A 16089-nucleotide genomic window follows, 5' to 3' on the forward strand; every position below is an offset into this window, starting at 1 on the left:
AGATTTTTATGAATTCGTCTTTATATCTTGAGTTGTCCAAAGAAGAATTAAGGAAACTCATAAGCGAAACGCTGAATACTGACATAAATTCCGCCAAACTGCTTACCGGAGGATTGTTCAATACCACTTATTACATAGATACAATGAAATATGGTTCAGTAGTGCTTCGTGCAGGTCCTGTTAATCGGCACTTGCTTCTTCCGTTTGAACACAGCCTAATGCAAGCTGAACAGTTGGTATACAAATTATGCCGAGAAGCGCAAGTTCCCGTTTCCGAAATCTTGTTTATGGACACTTCAAAAAGAATCATTGATTGTGATTATATGATTGTCAGATATATTCCAAGCGTACCAATGAATGAAGCAGTATTATGTTCTGATAATAACTCACAAATTTGCCGAGATATTGGAGCCGCAACTGCAAAAATGCACTCAATTACACACTCTCATTTTGGGCGAATTGTAGATGTTGAAAATGGAAAAGGGTTTTCTAAATGGAGTGATTGCTTATTGCACGAATTAAATCAATGGGAACGCCTGTCAAAATCAACCTCTCTCTTTTCGGATGCTGAATATATAAAAATCAGGCGAACTTTTGAAAATTCTATTCCTTTCTTGGATAAAATCCAAACTCCCAGCCTTGTGCATACTGATCTTTGGAAAGGAAATGTTCTGATTTGCTTTAATTCTGACATTCCTGAATTCGCTGCAATAATTGATGCAGACCGAGCAATGTGGGGAGATCCCGACGTTGAGTTTTCCTCAATCAATTGGACACATAGCGAACCAACATTTTGGGAAGGATATGGCAAAGCCCTAAAGCAGGATTTTGGCAGCCGCATCCGCAGAACGATATATACGCTTTTGTGGAGCTTACTCGATGCTTATGTTTATTTACAAGAATACAATCAACCGGAAAATGCTAATGAGAGAAAAATCAAAGCCTTACACCAGATAGATATACTTAGCACCCTACTGCACATAAAATAATCAGGCAGCTGCGTTCCATAAGAGTAAATCCAATTCAATATTGTTTAAGAAAAAGGCTTAATTTCATGTAATGAAATTAAGCCTTTTTTTCGCAGTTCTAATCCTTCAATTTACATATTCCAAGCAGCATTACCACCGAAAAAACAGTTGCAATAAGCAGTCCGTATTTCAAATTTCCGCCAAGCACACTTGCAGCAAAGCCTACAGCTGTCAGACCTGCTGATGCTCCCATATCTCCTGCAAGCGCCATAACTTAGTCAATTTCATCATACTATTTCTCCTGTTTCAAGCGCTGCGGGAAGCTTTGCTTGTTAAACAACTCCCGCACACTTGGATATATTTCAACGAATTTTCTGTACTTTTCCTCATATTTTGCTGCAATATCAACGCTCGGCGTGTATACATCTTTCGTTTTCACGATTTTATCAGCCGCTTCGTCCACATCCTTATACTCACCGAAGCCTACAGCTGCAAGTATAGCAGCACCCATTGCAGGCCCCTCTTCTTTTACAAGAGTTACAATCTCCATATTAAGCACATTCGCCATAATCGAGCACCAAAGAGGGCTCTTTGCACCGCCGCCGCATATTGTGGATCTATGTATCTTAATTCCCAAAGTTCTTGCAACCTCAACGGAATCTCTTATAGCGAACGCTACTCCCTCAAGCACTGCCTGAGTCATATTATTTCTTGTCGTGTCCATACTCATCCCTATAAATGCTCCTCGCACATCCGGATTATTATGAGGAGAGCGCTCGCCCATAAGATAAGGCAAAAAGAAGACATTATTTTCACCAAGGTTTTGTATGTTCTTTTGACTACCCTCATAATCCTTCGTTCCAAGTATCTCCTCAAGCCACCATTTATTGCACGATGCGGCACTAAGCATACAGCCCATGAGATGATATTTACCGTCGGCATGCGCAAAGGAATGAAGCGCGTTATTGTTGTCCATCGAAAATTTATCCTGTGAAATGAACACTGTTCCTGATGTACCAAGCGAAATATTGCATTTGCCCTTGCCTACCGTTCCTGTGCCTATCGCAGCGGCAGCATTATCCCCTGCTCCGGCTATAACTTTCACACTCTGCGGCAGTCCCGTTTCCTCTGACGCTGCTTTTGTAAGCGTTCCGATAACATCACTGCTTTCATAAAGCCCTGGCATTACTGCTTCCCTTATCCCGCATATACCGAGCATTTCCTCAGACCAGCATCGGTTTTTTACATCTAAAAGAAGCATACCTGATGCGTCCGACACATCTGTTGAATGTATCCCCGTCAACTTATAAGCTATATAATCCTTTGGCAGCATTATCTTATTTATACGTGCAAAATTATCAGGTTCATTTTCCTTTACCCACAGGATTTTCGGAGCAGTAAAGCCTGCAAAGGCAATATTTGCGGTATATTCAGATAATGTTTCTTTTCCTATTATGTTGTTGAGATATTCGCACTGTTTAGTACTTCTGCCGTCATTCCACAGAATGGCTGGTCTTATTACTTTATCGTCCTTATCTAACATTACAAGTCCGTGCATCTGACCACCGAAAGAAATTCCACCAATCATTGACTTATCATAGTCTGCTATAAGTTCTTTTAATCCGTCTTTTACAGCTATCCACCAATCCTCTGGATTTTGCTCTGACCAACCAGCTTGGGGGAAATACAATGGATATTCCTTTGAAACACTTTTTATAATTTCTCCATTATTGTCCATCATCAGCATTTTTACTGCTGATGTTCCTAAATCAATTCCTATATAATATGCCATAGCCATAGCCTTAACCCCACGGATTTTCAGTCGGGTATCTCACCCCCTTCGGCTGATTGTATCCAATTTCTTCAACAGGAACGCCCACATACTTAAATACTTCATATAAAGCCTTTGCATGATGTCCAAATGCCACTGCGCCGTGATGCGGATAATTCTTTTCAATCAATACGTGACGATAAAAACGTCCCATTTCAGGGATTGCAAATACGCCGATTGAACCGAATGAACGTGTCGCAACGGGAAGCACCTCGCCGTTTGCGATGTAACCGCGAAGCTTAGCATCAGAGGTTGACTGCAAACGGAAAAATGTAATATCTCCCGGCGCTATATCTCCCTCAAGCGTTCCGTTTGTAACCTCAACAGGGAGTGAGCGAGCCATAATTTTCTGATACTTCATCGAGCATGCCGCAAGCTTTGATGAGCAGGTATTTCCGCAGTGGAAGCCCATAAAGGTATCCTTATGCGTATAATCAAATTTACCCTTAATATCTGCATCAAACATATCCTTTGGAACTGAATTGTTGATATCAAGCAGCGTAACCGCATCCTGTGATACGCATGCTCCTATGTATTCGCTGAGCGCACCATAAATATCAACCTCGCAGGAAACTGGTATGCCTCTTCCTGTCAGTCGGCTGTTTACATAACACGGAACAAATCCAAACTGCGTCTGGAACGCAGGCCAGCATTTACCGGCGATTGCAACATATTTCTTTGACCCCTTATGAGCCTCAATCCAATCAAGCAATGTAAGCTCGTACTGAGCAAGCTTTGAAAGGATTTCAGGCTTTTTATTGCCCTCACCAAGCTCTTTTTCCATATCTGCTATAACCTCAGTGATTCTCTCATCTCCTTCATGCTCGTTAAATCTTTCAAACAAGTCAAGCTCCGAATTTTCCTCTATTTCAACACCGAGCTGATAAAGCTGATAAATAGGCGCATTGCAGGCAAGGAAGTTCAACGGACGCGGACCGAATGAAATAATCTTCAAGTCAGAAAGACCGATAATCACTCTCGCAACAGGCAAAAATTCGTTAATCATATCTGCGCATTCCTCTGCGTTGCCGACGGGATATTCCGGAATATACACCTTTACACCACGAAGCTTTAAGTTATAGCTCGCATTAAGCATACCGCAGTACGCATCTCCGCGGTCATCTGAAAGCGTGCCGATATTTTCTTCAGCAGCCGCCACAAACATCTTAGGTCCGTCAAACTGCTGCGCGAGCATAGTTTCGCTGATTTCCGGTCCGAAATTACCAAGATACACGCAAAGCGAGTTGCAGCCTGCTTTTTTTATGTCCTCAAGTGCTTGTTTCATATGTATTTCGCTTTCGACAATGCAAACAGGACATTCATATATACCATCTGCGCTGTACTTGTCTGCATACGCCTTTACAAGCGCCTTTCTTCTGTTTACCGAGAGACTTTCAGGAAAACAGTCGCGGCTTACCGCAACTATACCCACCTTTACCTTTGGAATGTTATTCATTTTTATTACCTCTTTTCCATTTCTATATTTGATTTCTGTTAAAAAACTTTTCTATATGATTATATCATTATAATATATCAAACTCAATCTTTTTCTTGCATTTGTTATATTTTTATATATTTTATACAATCATTGCTCCTACTTTTCATCAAATCTCATAATCACAGTATTTTTTTTACTTTTTTATTGACATTCCAGCTTAAGTAGGTTATAATACAATTATAACAAAGTTAGTCTTTGTTATATAGATTGATATAACAAATTTAATTCTGGAGGTTAGTGCAATGAATTATGATAAAGAATATTTCGTCAAGCTTCTTGAAAAACTTGTGCTGCCTTTAAAACAGCATTACTCTCCGAAAGGAGCAAACCTGTACCTTGGTCATACAGGCGCCGCATATGAGGATCGCACTATCCCTATGGAGGGATTTTCAAGAGTTCTCTGGGGACTTGTTCCCTTGTGGGCAGGCGGCGGAAATATTGACGGCTTCTCAGAAATATACGCCTCCGGCTTAACTGCCGGTACAGACCCGTCTTCGGACGAATACTGGGGTGGTTTCAGAAAAGGCGACCAGAAGTTTGTCGAAATAGCGGCAATATCCTATGGGCTGCTGCTTGCACCAGATAAGCTTTGGGAACCGCTCAGTGACACAGCCAAAGAAAATCTTTCGGCTTATTTGAGATTAAGCAACAATTATGAAGTATCCGATAACAACTGGAGAATGTTCCCCGTTCTTGTCAATCTTGCGTTAAAAAGCCTCAATCAGCCGTATGACCAGCATTTAATTGATTATGGCCTGGAGCGCCTTGATTCGTTCTATCTCGGAAATGGTTGGTATAAAGACGGAGTGACTGAACAGCGTGATTATTATATCCCATTCGCTCTTCACTTCTACAGTCTCATTTATGCTAAAGTCTGCGCTAATGACGATCCTGAACGCTGCGCTCTTTTCAAAGAACGCGCAGAAGAATTTGCTAAAGAATACATATATTGGTTCGACTCGAAAGGACGCGCTCTTGTATATGGCAGATCGCTTACATACAGATTTGCTCAAGCTGCATTCTGGAGTGCCTGCTTATATGCTGATGTTGATGTATTCTCTTACGGCATAGTAAAGGGAATTATTGTCCGTCATTTCGAAGAATGGTTTCAAAATCCAATTACTGACAACGGCGGCGTTCTTACAATCGGATATAGATATCCTAATTTACATATGTCAGAGAGTTATAACTCTCCAGGTTCTCCATATTGGAGCTTAAAAGCGTTTATATTACTCGCTTTACCTGATGAGCATCCTTTCTGGCAGGCAGAAGCTGATCCTTTGCCACAGCTTAATAAAAATAAGTTTCTTAAAGAAGCTCAAATGATTATTCAGCACGACGGTGACAAGGTGACAGCTCTTACTCCAGGTAGACTACATTACAATATTCATGTTCATGTGTCAGAGAAATACTGTAAATTCGCGTACAGCTCAGAATTTGGTTTCAGTGTTCCCCGCTCAAACAAGTTTTTTAATCACGCTGCACCTGACAGTACTCTCTCATTTGAAATAGACGGCTATATCTTCACTCGTAGGCTCTCCCTAAAGACAAACGTTGAAGAGGATAAAATTCTCTCTCTCTGGTCTCCTTTCAAGGGTATAATGGTCGAAACAACTCTTATACCTATTGAAGGGGGACATATCCGCCGTCATAAAATTACAAGCGATTATGATTGTATCGCGCGTGATGCAGGTTTCTCTGTATCATGTGTCGAAGGCACAGATTGTACATCCTATGGCGATGACAATTCTGTAACGGTTAAAAACAACTTTTCATTCTGTACTGTAGAAAGCGGTACGGGCGGTAAGCCAGAAGTTGTTTCATTCCATCCGAATACGAGCCTCGCATATCAGAAAACAGCTACACCGCTTGTTGTATATGATATAAAAAAAGGTGCAACGGAATTTGAAACAATTGTAAAATACTAAATAGCTCTCCATAAATTTTTATAAACAAGACCACCGCATTATTCAGCGGTGGTCTTGTTTATATGTCACATATACATAATTATTTTATTATTTAAGAAAAAAAATTGAAATAGTCGACCATGTATGATTGGCTATTTCAATTTTGTCAATATACAACCTTGACGGGACTATATCTATTAAAGAAATTTGTAGTAAAATTTATGATAGATATAGGTTGACATTAAAATAAATTTTAAGGTACGATCACTTTTTTGTCTACTTATTCTATGCCTCAACACCAAATTATAGAAATATACGAATTCTTTTAAATTAATTAAATTCCACAGCGTATTCTGCGCTAAACTGTTCACCTGCAGGCAAATTATTGGAATATTCACGTTCGGATAAGTCACCATGAAACCCAACAGCATCGCCGCGTCCATACCATGGTTCAACGCAAACAAACGGCGCATCCTTACCCGCTGGTGACCATAAGCCAAATAGGGGCGCATTTGTTTTTACAGATATATACTCCATACCATCTGGATAGCACAAGCTAATTTTACTCGCTTGTCTTCCCTCCACAATAAGCGCATCTCTGTCAAACATTCCTGCATTTATATTTGCATATCCATTGCATATAGATAACTTATATGTTTTAGACTTGTCAATAAGACCTCCATCAAGCAAGTAATATTCTATATCCTTGTCAGTGTCAAATTTAAGCTTATAATCACTTTGATTTCCACCGTTCAAAGGACACATAAATGCAGGATGCGCACCTATAGAAAAATACATTGATTTATCCGCTGTATTTTCAACTTTCCAGCCTACAGTAAGAACATTTTCCATAATTGCATAAGTAATTTTCAGAGTGAATTCAAATGGATACTTTTTTAGTGTTTCTTCATTTGAGGAAAGCATAAAAACAAGCCTTGTGTCGCTCTGCTCAGTCAATACAAACTCCATGTCTCGCGCAAATCCATGTTGTCCCATAGCATATTCTTTATCTTCTACTTTGTATATTCCACCATTAAGACTACCCACAAACGGGAATAAAACTGGAGATGTTCGTCCCCAATATTCAGGATTGGCATTCCACATATATTCTACTCCATTTTTAATAACAGATTTAACCTCTGCTCCATTGCTGTTTATTTCTACAGACATAATATTGTTTTTCATTGTGTAACGCATATTCTTCCCTCCTTTATATAAAGATGCCCTAGCCACGTGCAAAACTCTAAAAACATAGAGTTTATGCAATTTTACGAATGTGGCAAATCCGTTTGGTCACTATAAATTTAATATTTAATGTATAGAAAAAACCACTCTGATTTGGTATAATATAGTTGAAATCAAAATCCCACAAAGGAGAGTGGTTTTTATCTATCGTCAAGAAATTTTAAAAGACATCAGTCTTTTCACTTCACAACCAAAAGCTAAATTTTACGATGAACTATTCATTAATTTAGATTTAAGCTGTATTCCGGCTCAAAACTCAAAATTCGGTCGTGCAAGTTATAGCAATCATTCTATGATTTGTGCCTTTATCGTTATGAAATGCGAAGGTTTCTCTCAAATTTCGGACTTACACGATTATCTGTCAAACAACTTAATTATTGCCCATTACTGTGGCTTTGACATTTCTCATGAATTACCTTCTTATGCAAAATTCACACGATTTATCCGTGAATTTGATAACGATATACTTCAAACTGTTATGCAATCACAGGTCTTGAAAGCTGCCGATTTATCTTTGATTGATTCATCTTTTATCGCTTTGGATGCTACTCCTGTTAAGGCTAATGTTTCAAACAACAATCCCAAGTCCTTTAAAAAGAATAAGTTCTCCAAAGCCTCTCATCCAAAGTCTGATAAAGATTGCAGGCTTGGTGTTCAAACTGCTTCAAATCAGCACAACGAAAAGAATTATGAATTCTATTGGGGTTACAAAAATCATATTCTTGTCGACTGCATATCGGGCTTACCCGTTTGTGAATTAACAACCGGTGCCAATGTTTCCGACAGTTCTGTAACACTCGAAATACTCAAAAGAGCAAATTCTTATCTTCCTATGTCTGAATGCTCATTTTTAGCTGATAAAGCCTATGATGTTAAGGCTATTTACAACACTGTGCATGACACATACAATGGCGATTGCTTTATTGCCTTAAACAAACGAAATACCAAAAGCCCTAAAAAGTTACCGTCAGGGAATATCATTTGCGAAGCAGGACTCGCAATGCATAAAGACGGCAAGTTTTCAGATAGCGGTCGAACACGTCAGAAATACTGCTGTCCGTTGAAACGCTCTAAAAATGGCAATTGTCCTTGTAATCACAAATGTTGGAATAATGGCAAGAAAAATCGCGGTTGTACTAAATACATAACTCTTCCCGATGATTACAGGCTTTCTATCGATAGAAGCTCAATAGCCTTTAAATCCGTTTATGCTCTCAGAACCGAAGCCGAAAGATACAATTCACGATTTAAGCAAGCAGGCTGTGAAAGCGTTTTTGTTCGTAATGGCAATTCTGTAAAAAATCTTAATACAATTGCTCATATATCACTTTTATCGATTGCAATTGCCGCCGTTATTACTAAGAAAGACGTTTCTTATCGCAGCGTAAAAACTTTAAAACGACTTACCTGACAATGTTTAAAACCAAATATTTTTGTTCCTTGCCGTTAGGTTTGTTTGCTATGCACTTTTTTAACTATTATTCGCTTTTGTTGCTTCGCTTAGCTTTATTTATGATTTATTTACTTTTTATTTCTTGTGTTTTGCACCTCTCTATAAAGATGCCCATAAACCTATGTTAATTATATCACTATACAATTAATATAGCAACAAAAAACTTCAATTTAAATCTCACAAGAGTTATACTGGAACTTAACCTTCTCTCATATCGGCTTTATAACGTATCTTTTACAATGACTCATACATATTTATATTCATTTCATTATAATCAATTTACTTAAATAACTCCACATTATCTAACATCTGTGAAATATCACCAGAAATATTTTCTTGCATAGATTCTATACCATATTCCATATTATTTGACGTTTGTATATTATCAAATTTTGATTGTATCATACCTTCTACAATCCTTTTAATATCCTCTTGACTATATACAAATGATGATTTGATATCTAATTTACATTCTTCATTTAACAACTCAGGATGTTCTGTCATATACTCATTCAAAGCAGTAACAATAATCTGACTTTTCTTGTTCCCTAATCGTTCTAATAATTCCCCTGCCCTGATTTGTTCTTTTGAGTCTGCTCTAAATTACAACGAAAATCTGTATTTTCCGTCCTTTTTCATAAGCTATCCTCCAAATTTATCGCTTTAACTGGCTTCTTGCCAGCATTTCATACCCAATGGCATTTGCATTCGGTGACTCTATAAAGTCCGATTTTGCCACCAGCGTCGATTCTTCAATGAATTTTCTAAGCAGAATACTACCTCCGCCAATGAAAATTGCTGGATTTGAACGTAAATCCACCTGCAATTCGCGAAGCTGGTCAAGAATATCCTTTGCGTGTAGCTCTGTTACACAAAGAATAGTATTTTTTACATCATCCGGCAAAATTGTTTCCTGTTCGCAGAGGACTGCGTTTATATGCTCATCCTCTATACGCATATCGTGCAGAGCACCAACTTTCCTTACAATTTCGTTGTTCATAGTTATAATACCTGTTTCAAGGCTGCGGCAGAACTGCATATCCGGTTTCCCGTTCCTCAAGAGCAGTACATCGGTTGTATATCCGCCAATGTCTATAATAAACATTCTGAGAGTGTTTATAAGTATATGGCTTTGTGGTATCACTGCCTCAAAAGCCTGTGGAAAGACCAAAACCTTATCCACAATAATACTGTATGGCTTATCCTTATAATTGAACTTTATAACCCCGTAACGCTTGAAATACTTTGCAAAACTGTCTCTTAATATGCCATAATGTTCAGGCGGAAGACCAACAGCAAGCTCAATATGTTCTATATGAGAATGCCTGCCATTCGCCTCAAGCTCTCTGGCTATTGCAAACAAGGATAAAATGAAATATCGGTCATCATGAGTCTTATCACTCATATAACTCAGTCTTTTGCCACTGAGCGTCCAGTAGCTTCCTGCATATTCCAAGATTTCATAGCACATAGGCGGTTTTACCGTATGCTCGGACAATCCGGATATAAATGAATTTTTCGGTGTCTTAATTGCGTAGTTCCCATGGTCTATTGCTATTAACATAATCTTGTACCTCCAAAATCTTTTAATATATTACACGAGCAAAAATGCTCATTTACAACTAAAATATATATTCTAAATATAAAAAAGAGATAAGGCTTAAATTTTTTATGATGTGACCCCCAAAAGTTAGACTTTTTATAGCGTAGTAGTTTTAACGACTGCTACGCTATTTTTATGCAGCCAAGGTGTTGAGCCGATACTCAACCGGACTCATCCACCCAAGTTTTTCTTTTATTCTTTTCTCGTTGTAATATTTTATATATCTTTCAATAGCATCTTTAAGCTCTTCAAAGCTGTAATATGTAGTTCCATAATACATTTCCTGCTTTAATATTCCAAAGAAATTTTCCATCACAGAGTTATCATAACAATTTCCTTTCCGAGACATACTTTGAAATATTTTGTTTTCTTTAAGAACAGAGGAATATGCACCCATTTGATATGCCCAACCTCTGTCTGAATGGAATGTTCTTCTGTATGGGCAATCAGATGTTATTTCTATTGCTTGTTTCTGTGCCGATAAAACACTTGCCGCTGATGGAGTTTTGCTTATACCATAGCTTAACACTTCACCATTAAACATATCAAGAAATGGGTCTAAATACAATTTCTTAATTACCATTCTGCCTTTGTTGTCAATCTCATAATACTTAAATTTGGTCGTGTCAGTAGTTATCTTTTGATGCGGTACAGATGTATTAAATCGCCTGTTAATTCTGTTTGGTGCTATTTTACCAACATTGCCTTTGTACGAATTATATCTGCGACTTTTTCGAGTAAATGATGTGACCTGGAAACATAATTTTTGCATGATTCTTTGAACTTTCTTTTTATTCACAAAAATCTTTCTGTTTCGTAATTCTCTATATACCCGTCTGTAACCGTAATCCTTGTTTTCTATATGGATTTTAGTGATTTCATCCTCCAACTGTTTATCAGGATTTTCTCTGTCAAATCGTTTTTGCCAATACATATATGTTGCCTTTGGAAAACCGACTACTGCGAGAATGTCTTTTAATTTGAACTGTCCTCGGAGACTGTGGACAATTCTCGCTGTTTTTTCAGAAGAGTTTCCTCCTCTAAACGCAGCCTCCTCAATTCTTTTAAATATGCATTTTCTATGACCATAAACGGATAGAAAGTATATTTACTGCCTGTTCACGAAGGCGGTAATAGTGTCTGGGCGACATATCCAGACGATACAGAATGTCAGACAAACGTAATTTCTCAGGGCTTATGTAGGTCTGATAGATTAAATCATACAGTTTTTGACCATTGTCCGGTTTTTTCTTAAGAACTGACAGCGCCTCATTTACGCGATCAATCATTAATCTTGATTTCTGCACGCTCATCATTCTATTTTCAAGCTTACGGTTCTCCATACCCATTTCTGCATCAAATCTGTCCAAAAGCTCATCTAAGCCTTCAAATGGCTGCTCAAGTTCCTCGGCAAGCGTGTCAGGAAAGCATTCGAGCACCCAAGCAATAGTTCTGTAATTCTTTAAAAGCAACAGTGTGTTATGATATTTCTTCTCCTGTCCTACATTTTTCATTTTTTCCCCATCAATGTTTTTATCGCTTATTATACCCCTTTGAGCAAGCATTTTCATAATCCGTTCTGAATTTGCTATTGTTTGCTCGTTTACCTCCAAATTATTCATTTTTTATTCTGTTTACTCATAGGTAAAAAACTCCTTTGCTATTTCTGTTAAATCCGCTGGTACGCACGGTCCACGGATATCGTTGTTTTCTGTCGTTGCCATAATACAATAACTATTACTGCAGTCATATATATTCTTACAATTCCAACACAGAGAAAAATACGCGCGTATTATATGGTCCGATTTTGCAACGCGATTTTCATCGGTAGTTGTCTAAAATTTATCAACCACTCTCCGGCTGTACCATGCAATAAGCCTGTTGATATATTGATGGTCTGTCTCTCTCTTTGTTGTATTTACCGCATAAGCTCTTATCGCATCAAGAATACGCATAATTTGCTCTTGTGAAGGCGTTACACACTCTGTATCACACGGATACAATTTATTAAACACAAGGCATCCATACGAACCCGGCAAGCGGTATAGATCGAACATATCATTGTATTTCCTAAAAAATCTCCATACCTTTGTCTTTTCCCATCCCCAGCGTTTGCCGAGTGTTTCCAAAGTCAGTACAGCACCGTATTTGCCAAGCTGGACTGTCGGCGCAAAAAAAGAAAACGCATTGTTTCTGTCCCTTGATACCGAGTGACACCAAAGGTCAAGCCATGCGTCTGCTTCTTCCAATATGTAATTATGTTCTATGAGTCTTTCTGTTATACTGCGCGGCATACATAAAAATCCGTATCCGTCTGTCGTATAAACTGTTCCATTCGTACATTCCTCACCAGAGCATCGGATAACCCAATCGGTAATCTGATATGTAAGCTTTTTTGTCTTTACATCAAGAGTGTACCTAATATATCCGAGTTCTGATAGTGCATCAAGCGTTTCAAGGGCTTTCCTACGGCTTCGCACTCCCAAAATGCTCTTAACCCCAACAATTCCTCCAGACCACATACCGGCTATCACTTCATTCTTGTAACCACAATAGGTCGCGTGCCCTTTGCGAAATGCCGCACGCGATGCCAGTTTTGCCCACATTCCCAATATACCCTTACCCTCGGGTAAATGTGAGCGCATTAACTTTACCCAACCGTATCTCATTAGACATTTCATTTGAACACCTCCCTGCTCTAAACAAAAAATAAGTCCATATAATTTAAATACAGACTTATTTTCATATCAAATATTCAATTTTTACACTATGGTTTCTTTTTTTCTTCAAATCCTGTAAAACCTCTGTAAAATGCAAATTACAATCCTCTTTTCCTTTGGTTTTACCTTGCTTTCGGAGTTTATGTTTGTATGTTGCCTGTACATACAAATAATATATTCATAAATTTCGTATCTCCTTTCGTATTTTGTGTGATTCATATTTCGCCACCACTCCGTCACTTCGTGATACCTCCCATAAAGGAGAGACTTTTAGTTGTAAATCCACAAAATCGTTCACAGTGTGGCTTTGCAGCTTTGGTGCTGTACTTACTGTACCGTCCAAGCAAAAAGTGGTGCTGTGGGCGATTTTTCGGTTTTAGACGTGTATTACTCTCTGTGCCGCCGCTTTATACAATCTGTTTTTCACTGCAAGTCCGTAGCCGTCTTTTTCGGAAAATTCGGCAAATACCACTTCAACGCCAAGTTCATCAAATTCACGCAATGCCGCAAACAAGTTTTTTGCATACTCTTTATTTGTACTTCCTGCCGAAAGCATCACTGCTTTATCATACACTGCACCGTACATTGTAAGCACTCCCGTTACTTTCCCCTCGGTCTGTTCAAGAAGTTCCTTTATCTTACTCTGCACCGCGTCTTTTTCACCCTCAACAACGGTTACTTCCGCATTAGGCGCATAATGTTTATACTTCATACCCGGACATTTCGGCACTTCATCTGCCGCAATGGAATGTAATATATTTTTATCTATTTCAACGTCAAGACCTATGCCTTTCAAATCGTCATACGTCACGCCGCCCGGTCTTAATATAACCGGCTTTTCACCTGTAAAATCAACGATTGTCGACTCCACACCCACATTACATTCACCGCCGTCAATTATAGCGTCAATTCTTCCCGTCATATCCTTTACAACGTGCTTTGCCTTTGTCGGACTCGGTTTTCCCGAAAGATTTGCACTCGGTGCGGCAATCGGAACACCTGCCGCTTTTATAAGTTTCTGAGCCGTTTCATGTAACGGAAAACGTATTGCAACAGTATCAAGTCCTGCCGTAACATCATTGGGTACAACCGATTTTTTCTTTAAAATAATTGTCACGGGTCCCGGCATAAAATTATCTATAACTTTCTTTGCACTTTCCGGTATTTCCTCCGCAATATCCTTTATCTGCCCTTTATCGCATATATGCACTATAAGCGGATTATCGGACGGTCTGCCCTTTGCGGCATAAATTTTCTTAGCCGCGTCCGAATCAAAAGCTGACGCACCCAAACCGTAAACTGTTTCAGTCGGAAATGCGACCAGTCCGCCGTTTCTCAATATTTCGCCTGCCTCGGCAATTTCGTTATCATCTGTATGAAATAATTTCGTATCCATTATTTTCTTAACCTCTGTCAATCTTGATATTCTTCAAGCATTGTATGCTTTAAATTCCACAATTTCTCCGACAAATCAACGTAATAAGTATGAGGATTTTCAAATCTCTTAACCTCGTCCCAAAGTCCGTCAATCTCCATTTTACAATATTCGCGAAGTACATTAAGGTCGGGACATTCATACACGCACTTACCCTTTTCAAATATCGGTTTTAACAATTCTCGTGAATAAAAGTCCGTAACAGTTTTCTTCTTCCATGTATGTTCGGGATCAAATATTGTGTACGGTTTGTTGTTGTCAATAGTTTCGCCGTGCATTGTAATAACGTCCGCAATCGCACGACTGTCACTCTTTGAATACAATCTATGCACCTGTTTAAATCCCGGTGTTGTAATCTTTGCAACATTTTCACTTATCTTAATCTTCGGAATTATATTTCCGTCATTATCTTCAACCGCCACCAGTTTATACACACCGCCGAATACAGGCTCTGACTTAGATGTTATAAGTCTTTCACCCACACCAAACATATCAATCTTAGCACCCTGCAAAAGCATATCACGAATTATATACTCGTCAAGTGAATTTGACGCAACTATCTGACAATCCGGATAACCTGCGTCGTCAAGCATTTTACGGCACTTTTTAGACAAATACGTTATATCGCCCGAATCAATTCTTACACCCTTAGGTCTTGCTCCCATGGGTTTTAATACTTCATCAAAAACCTTAATTGCGTTCGGTATACCCGATTTCAGCACATTATAAGTATCAACAAGCAAAGTACAGCCTGTCGGATAATTCTTCGCATACGCATAAAACGCCTCATATTCACTGTCAAAAAGCTGTACCCAACTATGTGCCATTGTTCCGAGTGCCGGCACTCCGTAAAGTTCATCGGAAATAGTACAAGCCGTACCTGCAACACCGCCTATATATGCGGCTCTTGCACCGATAGTTGCGGCACTGTAACCCTGAGCACGTCTTGAGCCAAACTCCATAACCGCTCTGCCCTGTGCGGCTCTTACAATTCTGTTTGCCTTAGTCGCAATAAGGCTCTGATGGTTTATCGTAAGCAAAATCATCGTTTCGACAAACTGAGCCTGTATTACAGGACCTCTTACCGTAACAATCGGCTCACCCGGAAATATCGGTGTACCGTCAGGCACTGCCCATACGTCACATTCAAACTTAAAATTCTCCAAATATTTAAGAAATTCCTCTTTAAAAATTCCTTTACCCCGAAGATATTCAATATCTTCCACTGTAAAGTTAATCTCTTTTATATATTCAATAATCTGCTCAACACCCGCCATTATGGCAAAACCGCCGTCTTCGGGAACTCGTCTGAAAAACATATCGAAATACGCAATTTTATCCTTATATCCCTCGGCAAAAAAGCCATTCATCATTGTAAACTCATAAAAATCCGTGAGCATTGTCAAATTTATTTCATTTTTCATATATG

Annotated in this window: 13 protein-coding genes and 1 pseudogene; 3 read left to right on the forward strand and 11 right to left on the reverse strand. The window is 38.8% G+C overall.

Annotated elements, in window-relative coordinates; genetic code table 11:
* Window positions 1-8 precede the first annotated feature (8 nt).
* The gene (locus tag ACSAMO_RS02995) at window positions 9-989 is read left to right on the forward strand and encodes a phosphotransferase family protein (RefSeq protein WP_499209821.1); all 981 of its coding nucleotides are present in this window, start codon (window positions 9-11) and stop codon (window positions 987-989) included.
* 97 nt (window positions 990-1086) lie between these two features.
* On the opposite strand, the gene ACSAMO_RS03000 is transcribed toward ACSAMO_RS02995, so the two are convergent.
* The 3 genes from ACSAMO_RS03000 to ACSAMO_RS03010 are packed head-to-tail and all read right to left on the reverse strand — an operon-like array spanning window position 1087 to window position 4255.
* Window positions 1087-1221 (reverse strand): hypothetical protein, encoded by a 135-nt coding sequence (locus tag ACSAMO_RS03000; RefSeq protein WP_499209822.1) that lies wholly within the window; start codon window positions 1219-1221, stop codon window positions 1087-1089.
* A 39-nt stretch (window positions 1222-1260) separates the two neighbouring features.
* The gene (xylB, locus tag ACSAMO_RS03005) at window positions 1261-2766 is read right to left on the reverse strand and encodes a xylulokinase (protein WP_499209823.1); all 1506 of its coding nucleotides are present in this window, start codon (window positions 2764-2766) and stop codon (window positions 1261-1263) included.
* A gap of 4 nt (window positions 2767-2770) precedes the next feature.
* The gene (locus ACSAMO_RS03010) at window positions 2771-4255 is read right to left on the reverse strand and encodes an L-fucose/L-arabinose isomerase family protein (RefSeq protein WP_117968544.1); all 1485 of its coding nucleotides are present in this window, start codon (window positions 4253-4255) and stop codon (window positions 2771-2773) included.
* 284 nt (window positions 4256-4539) lie between these two features.
* On the opposite strand from ACSAMO_RS03010, the gene ACSAMO_RS03015 reads away from it, so the two are divergent.
* Window positions 4540-6225, forward strand: coding sequence for a DUF2264 domain-containing protein (locus ACSAMO_RS03015; RefSeq protein WP_118447018.1), 1686 nt, complete (start codon window positions 4540-4542; stop codon window positions 6223-6225).
* 309 nt (window positions 6226-6534) lie between these two features.
* Here the strand turns inward: ACSAMO_RS03015 and ACSAMO_RS03020 are convergent, their stop codons facing one another.
* Window positions 6535-7401, reverse strand: coding sequence for an aldose 1-epimerase family protein (locus tag ACSAMO_RS03020; RefSeq protein WP_117968955.1), 867 nt, complete (start codon window positions 7399-7401; stop codon window positions 6535-6537).
* A 181-nt stretch (window positions 7402-7582) separates the two neighbouring features.
* On the opposite strand from ACSAMO_RS03020, the gene ACSAMO_RS03025 reads away from it, so the two are divergent.
* Window positions 7583-8860 (forward strand): transposase, encoded by a 1278-nt coding sequence (locus ACSAMO_RS03025; protein WP_499209824.1) that lies wholly within the window; start codon window positions 7583-7585, stop codon window positions 8858-8860.
* Between the two features lie 321 nt (window positions 8861-9181).
* Here the strand turns inward: ACSAMO_RS03025 and ACSAMO_RS03030 are convergent, their stop codons facing one another.
* The 7 genes and pseudogenes from ACSAMO_RS03030 to ACSAMO_RS03060 form a co-directional block, all read right to left on the reverse strand.
* Complete coding sequence (locus ACSAMO_RS03030) at window positions 9182-9406, reverse strand: hypothetical protein (protein ID WP_499209825.1); 225 nt, start codon at window positions 9404-9406, stop codon at window positions 9182-9184.
* Between the two features lie 151 nt (window positions 9407-9557).
* A complete protein-coding gene (locus tag ACSAMO_RS03035; RefSeq protein ID WP_499209826.1) occupies window positions 9558-10466 on the reverse strand; it encodes a ParM/StbA family protein in 909 nt (302 codons plus the stop codon).
* Window positions 10467-10638: 172 nt separating this feature from the next.
* Window positions 10639-11535, reverse strand: a pseudogene (locus tag ACSAMO_RS03040) (IS3 family transposase); the annotation flags it as partial.
* A 49-nt stretch (window positions 11536-11584) separates the two neighbouring features.
* Window positions 11585-12127: a hypothetical protein gene (locus ACSAMO_RS03045; protein ID WP_118446251.1), complete on the reverse strand. Its 543-nt coding sequence runs from the start codon at window positions 12125-12127 to the stop codon at window positions 11585-11587.
* 213 nt (window positions 12128-12340) lie between these two features.
* Window positions 12341-13186: a hypothetical protein gene (locus ACSAMO_RS03050; protein WP_499209827.1), complete on the reverse strand. Its 846-nt coding sequence runs from the start codon at window positions 13184-13186 to the stop codon at window positions 12341-12343.
* A 415-nt stretch (window positions 13187-13601) separates the two neighbouring features.
* The gene (locus ACSAMO_RS03055; RefSeq protein ID WP_118446250.1) at window positions 13602-14621 is read right to left on the reverse strand and encodes an L-threonylcarbamoyladenylate synthase; all 1020 of its coding nucleotides are present in this window, start codon (window positions 14619-14621) and stop codon (window positions 13602-13604) included.
* 17 nt (window positions 14622-14638) lie between these two features.
* Entirely contained in the window at window positions 14639-16084 is a 1446-nt protein-coding gene (locus ACSAMO_RS03060; RefSeq protein ID WP_499209828.1) for a nicotinate phosphoribosyltransferase, read from the reverse strand.
* Window positions 16085-16089 lie beyond the last annotated feature (5 nt).

Source organism: Ructibacterium sp. SJQ-7, from assembly GCF_054696575.1.